Origin of the sequence: Roseateles terrae (assembly GCF_014192155.1) — a bacterium.
In the GTDB taxonomy this organism is placed as follows: Bacteria; Pseudomonadota; Gammaproteobacteria; order Burkholderiales; family Burkholderiaceae_C; genus Roseateles; species Roseateles terrae.
The window spans coordinates 92317-107555 of the sequence record NZ_JACHXO010000005.1 but is presented as its reverse complement, the minus strand read 5'-3'; the positions used below and the strand labels follow the sequence as shown (position 1 = coordinate 107555).

Annotated in this window: 13 protein-coding genes; 7 read left to right on the top strand and 6 right to left on the bottom strand. The window is 65.2% G+C overall.

Annotation, left to right across the window (positions count from 1 at the left end; all coding sequences use genetic code 11):
* Positions 1 to 30 precede the first annotated feature (30 nt).
* The gene (locus FHS28_RS14635) at positions 31 to 1701 is read right to left on the bottom strand and encodes an OFA family MFS transporter (protein ID WP_088451739.1); all 1671 of its coding nucleotides are present in this window, start codon (positions 1699 to 1701) and stop codon (positions 31 to 33) included.
* 623 nt (positions 1702 to 2324) lie between these two features.
* Here FHS28_RS14635 and FHS28_RS14630 point away from each other — a divergent pair.
* The 4 genes from FHS28_RS14630 (at position 2325) to FHS28_RS14615 (ending at position 5224) form a co-directional block, all read left to right on the top strand.
* Complete coding sequence (locus FHS28_RS14630; RefSeq protein WP_088451737.1) at positions 2325 to 3035, top strand: YoaK family protein; 711 nt, start codon at positions 2325 to 2327, stop codon at positions 3033 to 3035.
* Positions 3036 to 3218: 183 nt separating this feature from the next.
* Complete coding sequence (locus FHS28_RS14625; protein ID WP_088451735.1) at positions 3219 to 3611, top strand: hypothetical protein; 393 nt, start codon at positions 3219 to 3221, stop codon at positions 3609 to 3611.
* A gap of 52 nt (positions 3612 to 3663) precedes the next feature.
* Positions 3664 to 4521, top strand: coding sequence for a hypothetical protein (locus FHS28_RS14620; RefSeq protein WP_184294914.1), 858 nt, complete (start codon positions 3664 to 3666; stop codon positions 4519 to 4521).
* Positions 4522 to 4666: 145 nt separating this feature from the next.
* The gene (locus FHS28_RS14615; RefSeq protein ID WP_088451733.1) at positions 4667 to 5224 is read left to right on the top strand and encodes a cysteine hydrolase family protein; all 558 of its coding nucleotides are present in this window, start codon (positions 4667 to 4669) and stop codon (positions 5222 to 5224) included.
* 58 nt (positions 5225 to 5282) lie between these two features.
* Here the strand turns inward: FHS28_RS14615 and FHS28_RS14610 are convergent, their stop codons facing one another.
* The 3 genes from FHS28_RS14610 to dmeF form a co-directional block, all read right to left on the bottom strand.
* Positions 5283 to 5513 (bottom strand): hypothetical protein, encoded by a 231-nt coding sequence (locus FHS28_RS14610; RefSeq protein ID WP_088451731.1) that lies wholly within the window; start codon positions 5511 to 5513, stop codon positions 5283 to 5285.
* A 292-nt stretch (positions 5514 to 5805) separates the two neighbouring features.
* The gene (locus FHS28_RS14605) at positions 5806 to 5946 is read right to left on the bottom strand and encodes a hypothetical protein (protein WP_184294911.1); all 141 of its coding nucleotides are present in this window, start codon (positions 5944 to 5946) and stop codon (positions 5806 to 5808) included.
* On the bottom strand, positions 5943 to 6923 hold the full coding sequence (gene dmeF / locus FHS28_RS14600) for a CDF family Co(II)/Ni(II) efflux transporter DmeF (RefSeq protein WP_088451729.1): 981 nt from the start codon (positions 6921 to 6923) through the stop codon (positions 5943 to 5945). Before dmeF ends, FHS28_RS14605 begins: the two co-directional genes overlap by 4 nt.
* 83 nt (positions 6924 to 7006) lie before the next feature.
* Between dmeF and FHS28_RS14595 the strand changes: the two genes are divergently transcribed.
* Positions 7007 to 7282: a metal/formaldehyde-sensitive transcriptional repressor gene (locus FHS28_RS14595; protein WP_088451727.1), complete on the top strand. Its 276-nt coding sequence runs from the start codon at positions 7007 to 7009 to the stop codon at positions 7280 to 7282.
* Between the two features lie 324 nt (positions 7283 to 7606).
* Positions 7607 to 11353 carry a CheR family methyltransferase gene (locus FHS28_RS14590; protein ID WP_310736795.1) on the top strand — a complete coding sequence of 1249 codons (3747 nt, stop codon included), beginning with the start codon at positions 7607 to 7609 and terminating at the stop codon, positions 11351 to 11353.
* Positions 11354 to 11384: 31 nt separating this feature from the next.
* On the opposite strand, the gene FHS28_RS14585 is transcribed toward FHS28_RS14590, so the two are convergent.
* Complete coding sequence (locus tag FHS28_RS14585; RefSeq protein ID WP_310736798.1) at positions 11385 to 12515, bottom strand: acyltransferase family protein; 1131 nt, start codon at positions 12513 to 12515, stop codon at positions 11385 to 11387.
* Between the two features lie 496 nt (positions 12516 to 13011).
* On the opposite strand from FHS28_RS14585, the gene FHS28_RS14580 reads away from it, so the two are divergent.
* Complete coding sequence (locus FHS28_RS14580) at positions 13012 to 14115, top strand: catalase family protein (protein WP_088451721.1); 1104 nt, start codon at positions 13012 to 13014, stop codon at positions 14113 to 14115.
* A 4-nt stretch (positions 14116 to 14119) separates the two neighbouring features.
* Here the strand turns inward: FHS28_RS14580 and FHS28_RS24650 are convergent, their stop codons facing one another.
* A complete protein-coding gene (locus tag FHS28_RS24650; RefSeq protein WP_088451719.1) occupies positions 14120 to 15196 on the bottom strand; it encodes a sensor domain-containing diguanylate cyclase in 1077 nt (358 codons plus the stop codon).
* Positions 15197 to 15239 lie beyond the last annotated feature (43 nt).

Sequence of the window (15239 nt, the reverse complement as noted above, 5' to 3'; positions counted from 1 at the left end):
ATGCCGACCGGCCAGCGGTCGGCTTCAGGGTCAGGCGAAGAGCTTGGCCACCGTCAGTGCCGTGCGGTAGATGCCCCACGCCAGCGGGATGCCCACGGCCAGCCAGGCCAGTGCCACCAGGAAGGTCGGCGTTGCCTTGCCCACGCCCGGGCCGCTACCCACTTCGTTGGCGGCAGCGCGCTCGCTGGCCAGCTGCTTCTCGACCGCCAGTTCAGCGTCGGTCATGAAGTGCTTGTCGGCCACCGGACGGACCAGCAGGTTGGCGATCAGGCCGATCACCAGCAGGCCGACCAGGATGTACATCGTCTGGTTGTAGACCTGCTCACGCGGGATGCCCAGACCCAGCTGATAGTCGCGCATGAAGTTCACGACGATGGGGCCGAGGATGCCGGCGGTGGCCCAGGCGGTCAGCAGACGGCCGTGGATGGCGCCCACCATCTGGGTGCCGAACAGGTCGCCCAGGTAGGCCGGCACGGTGGCGAAGCCGCCGCCGTACATCGACAGGATCACGCACACCGCACCCACGAAGGCCAGCTTGTTGCCAGCGCCCGCGCTGCTCGGCAGGCTGGCATACAGCAGACCGCCCAGCACGAAGAAGATCGTGTAGGTCATCTTGCGGCCCAGCTTGTCCGACAGCGTGGCCCAGAAGAAGCGGCCACCGATGTTGAACAGGCTCAGCAGCGCAGCGAAACCAGCGGCGATGCCAGCGATGGCAGCCAGTTGGGTCTTGTCGAGCTGACCGAACTTGGCGTCCACACCGATCAGCGAGCCACCGAAGATTTCCTGCAGCATCGGGCTGGCCATGCCGATCACGCCGATGCCGGCGCTCACGTTCATGCACAGCACGATCCACACCAGCCAGAACTGCGGGATGCCCCACACCTTCTTCACATGCACGTGACGCTGGGTGACCATGGTGTTGGCAGCGGCGGCGACGGGCGGCGTCCAGCCTTCCGGCTTCCAGCCTGACGGCGGCACGCGGTAGCCCAGGGCCCCGGCGACCATGAAGGCAAAGTAGATCAGCGCCATGACCACGAAGGTCTGCATCACACCGGGGTCGGTGGGCGTGGCGAAGTGCTTCATCAGCTCCACCGCCAGGGGCGAGCCGATCATCGCGCCGCCGCCGAAGCCCATGATGGCCATGCCGGTGGCCATGCCACGACGGTCCGGGAACCACTTGATCAGCGTGGAGACGGGCGAGATGTAGCCCAGACCCAGACCGATGCCGCCGATCACGCCGGAGCCCAGGATCATCATCCAGAGCTGATGGGTGTGAATGCCCAGGGCGGAGATCATCATGCCGCCGCACCAGCACAGCGCGCTGACCAGACCGGCCTTGCGCGGGCCGGCACGTTCCAGCCAACCGCCCCAGATGGCGGCGGAGCAACCCAGGAACACGAAGAACAGGGTGTACATCAGACCGAGCGTGGTCACGGTCCAGTCGCACTGGGTGGTGAACAGCTGGTCAAAGAAACTCACGTCCTTGCCGCAGGCCGCGCCGGTCCCGGCGGTCTGCATCAGCTTGGACAGCGGCAGCCAGAACACCGAGAAGCCGTAGGCCATCCCGATGCACAGGTGAATGGCCAGGGCGCTCGGCGGCACCAGCCAGCGATTGAAGCCGGGCGCTGCAATGGTGCGCTCCTTGCTCAGCCAGCTTGCGCCGCTGGGAGCGACGCTGGGGTCGGTCAGCACTGAAGACATGGGTCCTCCTGAAATTGAATGGGCCCTCGGGCCTTTTCTTCGGTTACTTCACTGGCGCATGAACCCCTCCGTCCATCGCCAGCATCGGTTTCGTTAGGAACCGCTCACTCGTTACATCCGGTAAAGACTGAGAGGGTCCGCGCGAGACCGCACATATTGAGGGTAACGATTGACGAAACCGTACAACCCCACAAGCTGTACGGATGTATATCGCGCCGACGCGACAACTTGTGCACGTTCGCACGACTCCGTGCGGAAGGCGAATGCGGTGTTCGTGCGAGGGCTGGATGCCGATGGCGTCGGGCACGCGGGCGGATGCAGAGGCCCCTGTGACGAATGTCGCACCTGACTTCTCGGGGTTTCCTCGGAAATCCAGCGGCTGCTGGAATACGGGCATCTCCGGGTCTAGGGAGCATCCCTATTGTTCTTATTGCGGATGCTTTGCGCGTAAGGCGCCGAGGCAGATGTCACCTTCTTTGTAACTTTGACGGACATCTGACGACAGAGGACACGGCTCGACGCAGGCCTTGGTCACCCGGGCGTGCCCGAATGGGATAGGACGATCGTGCCGAAGACGTTCACGATGACGGCGATTCCCTTCCCTCTTCATTCTCTGCATTGCCATGAATAGTTCCCCCTCCGCAGCCCTGCCAACGCCGCCCCAGACCTCCCCGCTGTCGTCCAACACCGGTGCCACGCTGCTGGCAGCCGTTGGCGGATATGTCGATACGCTGGGTTTTGTGGCCCTCTTCGGCCTGTTCACTGCTCACGTCACCGGCAACTTTGTCCTGATCGGCGCTGAATTGGCGCGCCCCGGGCACGGCGTGCTGCTCAAACTGCTGGCGTTCCCGGCCTTCATCCTGGCGGTGGCCGCCTCGCGGATCATTGCCTTGTGCTGCGAGCGTCATGGCTATAACGCGGTACGCACCCTGCTCAGTCTTCAGGCGTTGCTGTTGCTGGCCTTCATGCTCGCCGGACTCTATGGCCATCCGATCCGGGGTTCGGAGCACCCGATGGCCATCGCCGCCGGGTTGTTGGGGGCCACCGCCATGGGCCTGCAAAACGGCATGGGGCGTCTGCTGCTGAGCAAGCTCACCCCGCATACCGTCATGACCGGCAATGTCACCCAGCTGGTGCTGGACCTGACCGATTGCCTGCTCGGCAGCGGCACACCCGAACTGCGCAGCCGCATTCAGAAGATGCTGTGGCCCATCGTGGCCTTTGGTGCCGGCGCGATCCTCGGCGCGCTCGCCTTCGTCCATTTCGGCTGGCTGGCGTTGGTGCCCGCGTGGCTGACGGTGACATTCCTGGCGTGGCGTGGCATTGCCGCCTAGCATTGAGCGGGAGCGCGCCGCAGGGAGAACAGTGAACGTCCTCCATGTATCGAACTGAAAGCTTCCCTTTGTCCTACAGGCGCTGACGGCTTCGACCCACTCACAAGCGCCGTTGGAAGGTCCACAGTTAGTCCTACCCGATCCAGCGATCGGCAAGCCAATTCAAGCCTAAAGGAGAGACTGATGAACCCGACCAAATCCCTTGTGACCGGTGCCGTCGCCCTGACCGCTTTTGCGAGCGTGCTGGGTCTGGCTTATGCGCAAACCGAAAATGCGACTGATGCCACCCAAACCCAGACCACGCAGCAACAGCAATCGTCGCAAATGACGGACCCGTCGCAGCAGGCCGTGCCGGCTGAGCAGAGCATGGCCCGGTCGCAGGATCCGGCTGCCAGCGCTGCCAATCCGCAGCAGCAGACCTACAGCGAGTCGCAATCGAACTCGGCGCCGTCCAACCAGCAGATGCAGACCCAGGACAACACCTGGCAAAACCAGAATGCTGCTTCGCAGCAGGACCCGCTGCCCACCGAGCCGACCTCGGCCGGTACGCCTGCTCCTCGCGCTGACCGCAACTAAGGTCCGGTCGCCGGACTCAGTCCTGAGCGCCTGATCCTGAAGAGGGGGTCCCATGCTGCGAGCATCAAGCGGATATTCCAGCGGTGATTCCACCGCAGATGATTCCGGCACACCGGCGCCGCCGGCGGCCGGCTCGCTTCGAGACAACGTGGTGTGGGCCGCCCAGGGTCTGGCCTTGGGACTGGTCGCCGCGGCCATTGCCTGGCCGGCGGCGAGATATGTGATGAGAGAAGCCCGTGCCGTGCAGCAGCCTGATGTCGTTCAGACACAGGGCCCGCAGCGCGCCGCGGGCGCCATTCCGCCCCGGCCGCGCATGGTCCTGGGCGGCAAGGCCGATTTCGGCAAGGTGAAAGCGTCCTCGCAGGCGCGCCAGCTCGCCGGTTGGGTCATGGCCGGATACGACCACGGCGGTCGGCCGTTTGCGATCCTCGACAAGCGTCAGGCGCAGGTGTTTGTGTTCTACCCGGATGGGAAACTTGCCGGTGCCACCCCTGTGCTACTGGGTTACGCCGCCGGGGACGACAGCGTCGCCGGCATTGGGCTGCGTCCCATTGCTGAAGTGAAGCCGTCGGAGCGCACCACCGCTGCCGGCCGGTTCGTCGCACAGCCTGGACGAAACGCCATGAATGAGGATGTGTTGTGGGTGGACTATGAGGCTGCGGTCTCCATGCACCGCGTCCGTCCGACCAATCCCGCCGAGCGTCGCCTCGAGCGACTGGCCACGCCCACACCCAAGGACAACCGCATCAGCTACGGCTGCATCAACATGCCGGTGAAGTTCTTTGAAAGCCAGCTGTGGCCGATCATGGGCAAGCGCGGCGGCATCGTGTACGTGCTGCCGGAAAAGAAATCGATGGAACAGGTCTTCAGTGAGCAGATGAAGCGGGCCCAGGCCGGCATGCCGACCTGAGATCGCTCCGCCACAAGCCTGAGCCGCCGTTTCCGCAATCGTGCCAGATGGCGTGATTCGGCGTGATTCGGCGTGATTCGGCGTCCAGCCCGTCGTATGCTGGCGAGCTGGATGCATCTGCAGACCCGCCCGGGTCTTCCACGCCATGGCCCATCGCACTGCCCTGATGATCATCGACGTTCAGCACCTGCTGTGCCATGGACGCTATGCCTGTTTTGACATTGAAAACGTCATTGAACGGCTCAACGGCCTGATTCGCGACGCGCGCGCCGCCAGCGTTCCCGTGCTTTTTGTGCAGCATGAAGAGAACGAAGAAGGCGGACTGCAACACGGCAGCGAAGCCTGGCAACTGGACAGCCGGCTCGACGCCCAGCCGGGAGAGCCGCGCATCCGCAAGACGGCGGCCGACTCGTTTCACCGCACCGATCTGGATGCGCTGCTGCGCATGCTCGGCATTCGCCACCTGGTGATCGGTGGATTGCAGAGCGATTACTGTGTGGACACGACCGTGCGGCGTGCCTTGTCGTCGGGGTATGACGTGACGCTGGTGTCAGACGGACACAGCACCATCGACGATGGCGAGCTGACGGCGGCGCAAATCTCTGCCCATCACACCCGTATCCTCAGTCACCTGCAGAATTTTGGACCCCGGATGGCGACTGCGCCCGCAGCGTCCATCCGGTTTGCCAGGCAGGACGCCTGACGCTCAGCCGCCTCACGAGCCGGCGAGGGCCCACGCTGGCGACGTCTCGGACGCAGGTTCAGCGTCCTGCCCGGTCGTCCCGGTGACTGACGGCTTCGGCCCAGTCGTCCCAGGTGGACTCGGTCACTTCCAGTCCGTCCAGCGAAGGACGGTCCGCGTCAGTGGCCTGACCGGACGCGGCCAGGCGGCGCTGCATCATCAACTCGGTCTGGCGCAGGATGCGTTGCATCACCAGGCTGAACTGGTGGTGCTGATGACCCACCGGGTGGGCGGCGAATCGATGTCGCATGTCTTGATCTCCCCTCATGTCGCCACTATCAGGCGCAGACGTCGGACGTGCCATCCCACCATAGGGTGTACCCGGGGCGGCGCCAGGACCTCTGGACAGACGGTCGGCGCTCACCGGCTGGACGGCGGCTGATCCGGTTCCGGCAGGCGGGATGCCTGCAAAAACAAGGAGATACAGAGAGGTGTCGCGGGGACCTGGGGCCTCGGCGGCCCTGGTATGCGTCAGGACAACAAGGCTGTCGGATGCATACGCTCCAAAGAGGGGGTTGAGAGCCACCTCCCCCTTTGACAGGTCAGATGACCTGACGAAGCAACGCGTAGAGCGCGATCACGGCAGAGATCAGGCAGGCGACGGTTTTCATCGACCGGCTGCTGATGAAGGCCCCCACAGTGCTGGAGACCAGGATGGCGGCGAGCAGATAGTTGGTTTTCATAGGGCCGCGATTGTGGCGCGGTTCACCTCGACCGTGATGTGACGCAATTCCTCATGAACGGCCAGAAGTTGTTTGAAATCTTCCGGCCGTGCGTCAGTCGCCGTCACCACCGACAGGATGCAGGCGTAGTGGCTGCGGCCGACGCGCCAGACATGCAGGTCGGTGATCGTGGCCGGCCAGGGGCTGGCCTGGATCACGTCGCGGACCTCCTGCACCACCGGCGCATCCATTTCGGCGTCCAGCAGCACTCGGCCGGTGTCGATGACCAGCCCACGCGCCCACACCAGCACCAGCACCGCGCCGACGATGCCCATCACCGGGTCCAGCCAGCTCAGTCCCAGATACCAGCCGGCGAGCAGGGCCACGATGGCCAGCACCGAGGTGGCGGCGTCCGCCAGGACGTGGATGTAGGCAGCGCGGAGGTTGAGGTCGTGGTGATCGTGGTGATCGTCATGGGCGTTCTCATGAGCATGCCCATGCCCGTGGCCGTGGCCGTGGCCGTGGCCGTGGCCGTGATGGTGACCGCCGCGCAGCAGCCACGCGCAGATCAGGTTCACCCCCAACCCGAGGACGGCCACTGCCACGGCTTGTGAATAGTGAATCGGCGTGGGTGAGATCAGCCGTTCGACCGATTGGAAGGCCATCAGACCTGCCACCCCGATCAGCAACAGGGCACTGCTGAAGCCGCCCAGGATTTCAATTTTCCATGTCCCAAAGGCGAAGCGTCCGTCCCTCGCCCAGCGCCGGGCGGCGCCGTAGGCCAGCACCGAGACCCCCAATGCCACCGCATGGGAACTCATGTGCCACCCATCCGCCAGCAATGCCATGGAATTGAACAAATAACCGCCGGCGATCTCCGCCACCATCATCACCACGGTCAGCAACACGGCCCAGCGGGTGTTGCGCTCCGCCAGCGGATTGCCCTCATCAAAGACGTGGGTGTGCTGATGCGGGGCAAGAGAGGCTGGGGATGTCATGGCGCAGATCCTTTTGGCATACTCCCCCCCAGTATATTGTCCCAGGCATCCTCCGCCGTCACGCCTCTCTAGAATCGACGTCCATGGCACACACCATCACCGGGAAGAAAAAGCTGCTGGGCCGGATCCGACGCATCCAGGGTCAGACCGCGGCGCTGGAACGCGCGGTCGATGGCGAGGAGGACTGTCTGGACGTGCTCCAGCAGATCGCCGCCATCCGCGGCGCGGTGAATGGCCTCATGGCCGAGGTCATGGAGGGGCATCTGCGGGAACACCTGGCCTCTCCGACGCTGGACGAGCACAGCCGCCAGGTCGAAACAGAGGCCATGGCCAAGGTGTTGAAGTCCTACCTCCGATGACTCGCGCTTGACGTCACGCCTGACGTCACGCCTGACGTCACGCCTGACGTCGCCCCATCCGAGCGTCGCTGACTGTGCGGTCCGCAAACGGCAGTCGGTCGAATTCTTGTCGTCATGAGCTCTCGGGCATGCCGCATGCCCCATCACTCTCGGGTCTACGGCGTACAGCCTGAATCGGCGTGAGCCGATGCCATGGAGCGGTCCAGAGGCCGCGCAGACCCCGCACCAACGCTAACGCCCGGAGGCCGTGAGAACGGTAGACTCTGGCCGCCAAAAAGTCATATCTGCAAGGGGCATCGGGTGGAGCCAGACCAGAATCCCGTCGTGCGAGTCGTGGTGCTGGGCGGCTCGGCCGGAAGCATTGAAGTGTTGAGTACCGTCCTCGCCGGGTTGCCACGCGCGCCCGGTTTTGCGGTGCTCGTCATCACCCACCTCCCGCCTGACATCGAATCGCATCTGCACGAACTGCTGCAGACACGCACCGAGCTGCCGGTGCAGCGCTTGCAGCAGTTCACCAAGATCGAGCACGACCACGTCTATGTCCTGCCGGAAAACGCCTTGGTGCATGCGCTGGACGGTCACTTCCGCCTGACGCGTCGCCAGCCGGGGCCTCATCTGCCGCTCGATGTCTGCCTGGCTTCGCTGGCGCAGGATCCAGACGTGCATGCCGCCGCTGTGATCCTCTCAGGCTCCGGCCGCGATGGCGCCGATGGACTGGCGGACCTTCGATCAGCCGGCGGTCTGGTGATTGCCCAGGCGCCCAACAGCGCCGAGCATGACAGCATGCCGACTGCGGCCATCAACACCGGACTCGTGGAGCAGGTGCTGCCGCCGGCCGACATCGCGCCGGCGCTGGTGCGACGTTTCGGCGATCCGGCGCATGACACCGATGACGGGCCGATGGAAACCAATGCCGATGCATTGGACACCGCGCTGGGCATCGTGCAGCAGAAGACCGGCGTGAACCTGGGCTATGTGAAGGACGTGAACCTTCGCCGCCGCTTCCTGCGCCGTGTGCTGCTGCAGAAGAACCGCGACGTTCCCGCCTATCTGCAATTGCTGCGTTCCGACGCGCAGGAGGCAGCGTCATTGCGGGACGACGTGTTGATCGGCGTCACCGCTTTCTTCCGGGACGCGGAATTCGTGAATGTGCTGCGCCAGACGGTGATTCCAAAGCTGCTGGAATTGCAGCACGATCCCATCCGCATCTGGGTGCCGGCCTGTTCCACCGGGGAAGAGGTCTACACCATTGCCATGCTGCTGCGGGATGCATTGCAGACGGAAGGGGTGAATCGGCGGGTGCAGATCTTCGGGACCGACATCAATGAGGCGTCGATCGAGACCGCCCGAGCCGGCCGTTACAGCGCGGCGGCTGTGGAATCCGTCCCCGAGCCCTTCCGGGCCAGCGCATTCAATGCCACGCCCACCGGTTATCTGGTCAGCAAGGACCTGCGGGAGATGTGCGTCTTCGCGCGACACAACCTGCTCAGCCATGCGCCGTTCTCCAGCATGGGTCTGATCAGTTGCCGCAACATGATGATCTACCTGCGCAAGGAAGCGCAGCAGCATGTCCTGGAGGTGCTGCATTACGCCTGCCGGCCCGATGGCCTGCTCATTCTTGGCCGCGCGGAGGCCGCGTCGCTGGCGGATGGCTTCGAACACGCCGGCGCGCCGCATCTCTACCGCAAACTCACCTCGGCACGGCGTCATCGCCCGCTGTTCCCGATCGATGCGCTGCGACCCTGGGCCAGTGAAGGAACCGCGCCGCGCCCTGTCCAACCACCGGCGCCGGACATGATGAACGACGCCATCACCCGGGTGGCCATGGCTCGTTATGTGCCGCCGGGTTTTGTTGTGGACGCCAATGGCGATGTGGTGCAGTTCCGCGGCGACGTGGCGGCCTTCATTTCGCCGGCCACCGGGGAAGCGACCCTCGCGCTGCCCCGCCTGCTGCATTCCGAACTCAATGTGCCGGTGCGGACGGCCCTGATTGAAGCCAAACGCACCGCGAGTCCGGTCCGCCGGGATCGGGTGCAGTTCATGGAACGGCGTTATGTGCTGGAAGTGCTGCCGGTGGACACCCAGGCACCGCTGCCACATTTCCTGGTGACGCTTGCGCCGCAGGTGGATGAGACCAGCCCGACCATCGTGCTGCCGAGCCAGCCGCCCCGCGCGCGGGTGGACGAACTGGAGCGCACGGTCACGACGCTGTCCGATGAACTGGAAGCCACCCAGGCCCAGCTCAAGACGGTCGTCATTGAATTCGAATCCGCCAATGAGGAGCTGCGCACCGCCAATGAGGAAATGCTCAGCACCAATGAGGAACTGCAGAGCGCCAACGAAGAACTGCAGAGCGCCAAGCAGGAGCTTGAATCGGCCAACCAGGAACTGGTGTCCCTGAATGAAGAGCTCAAGTCCCGCAATGATCAACTGGACGTGGTCAATGACGACCTGACCAACCTGGTGGAAGGCATTCCTCTGCCGGTCGTCCTGCTGGACCGGCAGCTCAAGCTCCGCCATGCCTCGCCCCAGGCGGCGCAGCTGTTCGGCCTGTCCGCCGACCACATCGGCCAGCCACTGAGCGCCGTCAGCAACCGTTTCTCGCTGGGCGATCTGGAACAGCTGGTGCAGGCGGCCGTGCAGGGGCTGACCCCGGTCGAACACGAGTATCAGGACAATGAAGAGCGCTGGTGGATGGTCAATGTGCGGGCCTACCGCACCGCCGACGACCGGATTGACGGCGCAGTCATTGCCTTCCAGGATATTCATCAGCTCAAACGTGCCCTGGATCAGGCGCAGGATGCCCGGGTGGACGCCGAGCGCGCCAACACCGCCAAGGACGACTTCCTGGGCATGGTGTCGCACGAACTGCGGGCGCCCTTGAACGTGATTGCAGGATGGGCTTCGGTGTTGCGGCAGGCCCATGAGCGGCACACCTTGAGCGAAGCCTCCACCGGCCGCGCGGTGGCCACCATCCTCAAGCACTGCCAGGCGCAGGCGCAACTGATTGACGACCTGCTGGACGTGTCCCGCATCACATCCGGCCACCTCGCACTCGAAATGCGGCCGATTGATCTGGCCGCCAGTGCGCGCGCCGTGATTGAAGGCCTGATGCCGACTGCGCAGGCCAAGCAGCTGACGCTGGTGGCTTCCGGCCTGCAAGACACCTTGCGGGTGCAGGGCGATCCGCGACGGGTGCAGCAGGTGGTGTCCAACCTCCTGGGCAATGCCTTGAAGTTCACGCCGGCGGGCGGGCGCATCACGCTGAGCCTGAACCGGGTCGGAACGATGATTGAACTGGCGGTGGCGGATACCGGCATTGGCGTCAGCCCCGATTTGCTGCCGCACCTGTTTGATCGATTCACGCAATCGGACATCAGCCGCACCCGCGAATATGGCGGGCTGGGACTGGGCCTGTCGATCGTGCGGCATCTGGTGGTGGCGCATGGCGGCACCGTGGCCGCGCACAGTGATGGCACCGGCCGGGGCACCCGCCTGACGGTGCGTTTCCCGGCGGTGGAACTGGGTCAGGATCTGACGCTGGCCGCGCCGGAGCCCCCCGCCGGACAGTCCGACCTGACCGGCATGCAACTGCTGCTGGTGGACGATGACAGCCAGGGGCTGGAGGCACTGGAGCAGGTGCTTCGAATGGCGGGCGCAACGGTCATGACCGCCGGGTCGGTGGCGGCGGCGAGAGACCTGCTGGCCATCCACCGCTTCGATGCGCTGGTGAGCGATGTGGCGATGCCGGGGACCGATGGTTATGCGCTGATTCGCGAATTGCGCAATCAGGAGCATCAGCGGCGCGGCGCGGGGGCCGGCGCAGGAGGTTCCGGAACGGTCGCAGCCTCCACCGCATCCGCTGCGGCTGACAGGCCTGCGGAGGTGGGCAGTGCCCTCAATGGCGCGGATGGGTCGGCCTCCATCCGCATGATGGCGATTGCCTTGAGCGGACTGGCCACGCTGCAGGACCGCGACGCCGCCATTGCCGCCGGATTCGACGACCATCTGCCCAAGCCGGTGGACATCGATCGATTGATGGAACGTCTGGCGCTGGTTCGGCGCGGTTGAGTGGCCCGGGGCGTCATCCGGGCGGGTTCCCTCACCCCCGAGCCACCCCGCCCTGGCGTCCCGCGCCAGGCGCAGACACCCGCCGCCACACCCACAACCACACACCGGCCAGCAGATAGCTCAACCAGCAGCTGAGCCCCCCCGTCACAGCGAACTTGACCAGGGCAGGCGCCTCCACCTGCCGCCAGGCCAGCGCGACGCCGACGACCACCGGCGCGTGCAGCACGAAGATCGTGTAGGCGCGCTGCCCCATCGTGCGCCAGATCGGATGGCTCAGGTCCATCCGGTGCTGGAAGCGCCACAGAAGCCCGAGGATCACCCCCCAGGCCACGAACGGCTCCCAGAAGGCATACACGGCCGCCAGCACATGCCAGCCGCCTTCCGCCGGTCCCTGAACCGCAGGCAGCTTCGGCGCGACCACCGCCAGCACCGGCAGGACGGGCAGCGTCCACCGGCACACCCGACGCCACAACTGGACCTGCGCCGGGTCGAGGCGCTCCAGCCAACGGGTGGAGGCCGCCGCATAACCGCCCCAGAAGAGGGTCAGATAACCGGCGAAGTAACCGAGTTGAAGTCCCCACCAGCTCATTCCCACCGGCCACACCAGTCGCAGCACAAACGCCGCCGCGCCGGTGCCGACGGCCGCCCATAGCAAATGGCGATTGTTGGGCGCGGGCACCGCTCTCAGGCCGCCCAGCTTGAACACCACCGCGGCGGCACAGGCGAACATCAGCAGCGCCTGGCAGAACCACAAGGGCCCCCGCTCAAACTCGCCACGGCTGATCAGCAGGCTCAGCGTCTCAAGAAACGGTTGTCCGCTGGCCGTCTGCGCCCATGCGATGGTGATGGGTCCCAGCACCCATCCAAAGCACAGCAGTGGGAGCCCGAGACGGATGAATCGGTCACGCAGATAGGCCCTCACGCCCTTGCGCTGGATCGCCCGCGGTGTGAAGTATCCCGCCAGCAGGAAGAACAGACCCATGAAAAAGGCCTGATTGAAGGTGCAGAAGAAGATCAGCAACTTCGACTGCAGTGAGCCGTTGGGCAGGATCTCCTTGTAGAACCAGCCGCCGATGGCGCCATAGGTGATGGCCGTGTGATGCAGCACCACCAGCATCGTCATGACGGCTCTCAGGGCGTCCAGTCCCTGCCCGCGATTCACTGTCGGGCCCACGGATGCGTTCGCGACGCCTGCATCGGTCCCCGACACCGACGCGTCTGGCGTCACGGGTACGGAAGGGCTCTCCACGGAAATGGGCGTCGGGTTCATTGCACAAGCCCGCGCTGGATGTCCGCGGCGGGTCAGAAGGTGATTTGTTCAGTGTCCCCCGCAAAGCACTGCCGTGCGCGGGAAGCCGTCTCGGTGTTTGCCACTAGAACGGTGGGCGGGATCGGGCCACTCGCCGCGACGTCTGGAAAGCGTCCAACCCAACACTTCAATGCATCGACGGACGTTGATGGGTCCGTCATTCAGAGGCGCTCCCCACGCCCATTGTTCGCATTGGCATCAATTGGGTCGGACCCATTCACCACAGCTTTTTTCATTGCGTGGGTCGCCGGTTTCACGTCTCGTCCGCCAGCACGTGATCGCCGCAAACCCCGATGCCATCGGGCATGCACCTTGCCGCGCTCCGCTCAGCATTCCTTGGAGCCTTCGAATGAGTCCATTGACCGACATCCAGCCGGTTGTCTTCACGCCAGAAATGGAGCAGCCCGCGCCGGACGAGATTGCCACCATCGCCGAACTGGTCGACGTGTTCCTCGGCATGGCGCACACCGTGGCGGAGTACGAAGGTCATGCATTCCGCGCCGTGCACGCCAAGGGTCATGCCTTGCTGCGCGGCAAACTGAACGTGCTGGGTGGACTGCCGCCGGTCTATGCGCAGGGGCTGTTTTCGCAGCCCGGCCAGTACAACGCGATGATGCGCATCTCTTCCCCGCCGGCAGAACAATTGTCCGATCAGGTCTCCACGCCGCGCGCGGTGGCGCTCAAGCTGATGCGGGTCCCGGGCGAGCGGGTCCCTGAATCGCGGGACCATGACACCCAGGACTTCCTGATGGTGAATGCGCCCGCTTTCACCCGTCCGGGTCCGAAGGAGTTCCTGTCCGACGCCAGGCTGCTGGCGGCGACGACCGAGAAGGCGCCGGAAGCCAAGGAAATGCTGTCGTCCGTGCTGCGCGCTGCAGAAGCAGTCGTTGAAGCCTTCGGCGGAGAAAGCGAAACGCTCAAGACCCTGGGCGGCGAGCCTGCCACCCATCCGCTCGGCGACACCTTCTATGCTCAGACGCCGTTCCTGTACGGCCCCTACATCGCCAAGTTCGCCCTTGCGCCGGCCTCAGCTTCGCTGACGGCGCTCACCGGGCAGAAGCTCTCGAGCGACGACGAAGATGCGCAGCGCCATGCGATTTCGGCGTTCTTCCACGACGGCGGTGGCGCACCGGCCACCTGGGAGCTGCGCGTGCAGCTGTGCACCGATCCCGAGCGGATGCCGATCGAAGACGCTTCGGTGCCGTGGCCCGAAGATCTCAGCCCGTTTGTGCCAGTGGCGACGCTGGAAGTGCCAGCCCAGCAAAGCTGGCTGCAGGGCCGCAGTCAGGTCGAGGAAGATGAGATCGCCTTCGACCCCTGGCACGCCATCGCTGCGCATCGGCCACTGGGCGCGCTCAACCGCGCCCGCAAGGTGGTGCTGGCCGCGTCCCGGCAGTTCCGCGGCGGCTTCAACCGCTGCCCGATTCACGAGCCGAAGCTGCGGCGCGCCTGAGGGATCAAGCCGTGGTTTCGGTGGCCGACAAGCGCTGCTGCTGCCGGGCTCGCTTGACCTCATACATGCGCGCATCGGCCCGCTGCAGCGCTTCTTCTGCCGTCAGCCCGACCGGGTTCAGCGCCACCACCCCGACGCTGGCACCGGCGTACTGCACCGGATGCCCGTCCAGGTCGAAGCGACCGACCGTTGCCAGCGTCGCGCGCTGCTGCAGCGTGGCAGCCGCCTGCAGCGCGTCCGGATGGTCGATCACGCCGCCCGCCTGTGTCGTCACCGGACGCCCGCGCAGATCGACACCGGGGCCGACCACCACGAACTCGTCGCCGCCCATGCGGGCCAGCATGTCGGAGCCGCGCATTTCCAGAGACAGGCGCTGAGCCACTTCCCGCAGGAACTGGTCGCCGAGCTGATGGCCGAGCCGGTCGTTGATGGCCTTGAATCCGTCCAGATCGACGCATCCCACCAGCACACAGGTGCCGTCGCGGCTGGCGCGCTGAATCAGCCGCTGCAGCTCGTCAAACAGCGCCCGGCGGTTGGGCAGTCCGGTGAGTGAATCGGTCAGTGCGAAGGTGGCGAGCTGCTCATTGGCCGCGCGAAGTTCTTCCACCAGACGCTCACGCGCAATGAACTGCCCCACCAGCGACGAAAACAGCGACAGGGCCGCCAGCGCACCCTCGCTGACGGGCTGCACCCGCGCACTGGCGCCACACAGGGTCCCCAGCAGGGCGCCGTCGTCGCTGCGCACCGGTGTGCTCACATAGGTTTGAATGCCGAGGCGCTGTGCGGCCTGGCTGTCCGGCCAGCGCTGCGGCACATCCAGCGTCACCCGTCGGTCTTCTTCCAGGGCGCGGCGGCAAAGGGTGTCTTCCCAGTCCACCACCAGGCCTTCCGGCACCTGCATCGCGCCCACATTGCGCGCCATCAGCACCCGCTGACGGCCCGCGGCTTCGTCCACGGCGGTCAGATAGGTCGATTCCAGGCCGGTGATGGTGCCCAGCATGTCCAGCAGGGGGCGTGTGAGCTGTTCAAGGCTGCGGGCCTTGGGGACCGTGGCAGACAGCTGGGCAATCAGGGCATCCAAGATAGGCGCGTCGTAGAGGGGCAGACGCGCCGATCTTAGCCGA